The organism is Streptomyces sp. NPDC090442, assembly GCF_044769405.1.
Taxonomy (GTDB): domain Bacteria; phylum Actinomycetota; class Actinomycetes; order Streptomycetales; family Streptomycetaceae; genus Streptomyces.
This window is the reverse complement of the sequence record NZ_JBIVXW010000233.1, coordinates 1-1,860: the sequence shown is the minus strand read 5'-3', so window position 1 is coordinate 1,860 and position 1,860 is coordinate 1. Positions and strand designations below refer to the sequence as shown.

The 1,860-nt window shown below is 64.2% G+C and carries 1 protein-coding gene and 1 pseudogene; one reads left to right on the top strand and one right to left on the bottom strand.

Annotated elements, in window-relative coordinates; all coding sequences use genetic code 11:
• The first annotated feature begins 158 nt into the window (after positions 1 to 158).
• Positions 159 to 659: a group II intron maturase-specific domain-containing protein gene (locus tag ACIQU6_RS44665; RefSeq protein WP_403488462.1), complete on the top strand. Its 501-nt coding sequence runs from the start codon at positions 159 to 161 to the stop codon at positions 657 to 659.
• A 130-nt stretch (positions 660 to 789) separates the two neighbouring features.
• Here the strand turns inward: ACIQU6_RS44665 and ACIQU6_RS44660 are convergent.
• A pseudogene (locus ACIQU6_RS44660) lies at positions 790 to 1,691 on the bottom strand (transposase); the annotation flags it as partial.
• Positions 1,692 to 1,860 lie beyond the last annotated feature (169 nt).

Sequence of the window (1,860 nt, the reverse complement as noted above, 5' to 3'; positions counted from 1 at the left end):
AGATGTCCTACCAGCCCTTCAACCGCCCCCTCGACCTACTAAAACTCCCCTGACCTGCCCAAACATCCCAACACCCGGACTTTGCAACAGCCCTGGTCTTCGGGCACCGTGAACATGCCGAGGAACTACGCGACGAGGTCGCAGAGGCATTGAAGCCAATGGGCCTTCGCCTGTCGGTGGAGAAGGCAAATATCACGCACATTGACGAGGGCCTTGATTTTCTCGGATGGCGCATCCAGCGTCACCGGAAACTTGGCACTGATCGGCAGTACATCTACACCTACCCGGCACGGAAATCAGTGCGTTCCGTCACGGCCAAGGTGAAGGAACTGACCGGACGACAGAACGTCGGACTATCGCTGGAGTCCTTGCTCCACCAGCTGAACTCGGTGTTGCGGGGATGGTGCGTGTATTTCCGTCCCGGAGTTTCGAACGTCGCTTTCTGTTACCTCAGCCACTACGCGTGGATGAGAGTGACGCGATGGATTCGACGCAAGCACCCCGGGATCACTTGGAAACAGCTCCGCCGACGCCATTACGGCGGCAGCTGGTGGCCCGTCACAGAGGAAACAGAACTGTTCAACCCGGCCAAGGTAAGCACGACCAGATACCGATACCGGGGAAAACTCATTCCGTCTCCGTGGCCCACTACGGCATGAGGAACTGAACACCCCCGAACGGGATTTGTGGAGAGCCCGGTGCCCGGAGACGGGCACGCCGGGTTCGGGAGGCGGCTCGGGGAAACCCACTGGTGGAAACACCAGCAGGGCGCCCCGAGTCGACCTCACCCAGCCCCCGCCATTCCTTGAACTTGTTGATGCCGCGCTCGACGGTGTTGCGATCTTTGTAGAGCGTGGCGTCGTGGCTGACCGGGCGGCCACCGGAGCGTCCCCTCTTCTTGCGGTGGGCGGCCTGGTCGGCCTTCTCCGGGATCACCGCCTTGATATTGCGTCTGCGCAGGTGGGCGCGGTTGGCGCGGGAGGAGTACGCCTTGTCGCCGGCCACTGCGTCCGGCCGGGTCCTGGGGCGACCGACCGGGACACGCACCTTGATCTTCTTGAGGACGGGGATGAAGCGTGGGCTGTCTGCGGCCTGCCCGGGGGTGAGGATGATGGACAGCGGGCGGCAGCGCCGCTCGACGGCGAGGTGGATCTTGCTGGTGAGCCCGCCCCGGGAGCGGCCCAGTTCGGCGGCCCGCAGTCGGGCCCTGCGGCGTCGGCGCACGGCGCGGCGCTGTTCCCGCTCGGGGTCCTCCCTGTCCGCGTTCCCTTCGCCTACGGGGTCGTTTTGCCCCTTTGCCGCAGCCCCTTTTCCTCTGCCACGGCCTTCTCCAGGTCCTGAAGCAGTTCCGGGTCGACCACCATGCCCGCCGCGTGGTGATGCGCGCGAGTAACGGTCGAGTCCACGCTGACCAGGCTGAGATCGACGTCGTCGCGGGCCGCTGCCTCGGCGATCATCGCGTCCATGAGGGTCTGGAAGACTTCGTCACGCGCCCACATCCGGAACCGGTCGTAGATCGTCGACCAGGAGCCGTAGCTCTCCGGCACATCCCGCCAGGGGCTGCCGGTACGGAACCGCCACATCACCGCGTTGAAGTAGCTGCGCAGGTCAGGGATCGGTCCGAACGCCCCCAGCGGCAGGTGCGGTTCGATCAACTCCCACTCGGCATCGGTCAGATCACCACGAGTCACGCGACCGGTCTACCGCAGCCAGCACGCTCCTGAAGTGGGAATGACCGATCCCGTGATCTCAACTCAGAACAGGCCTTGACTCTGTCGGGGATCTTGGATTTTCCCGGTGAGCTGGGGTGATCGGTGGGCATGCTCGGGGTGTTCCGAGAGCCCATGCAGTTGTCGAGGT

What these genes read in the sequence shown, in the direction of transcription:
- ACIQU6_RS44665 (WP_403488462.1), top strand. Translation starts at nt 159, where the DNA reads ATGGGCCTTCGCCTGTCGGTGGAGAAGGCAAATATCACGCACATTGAC.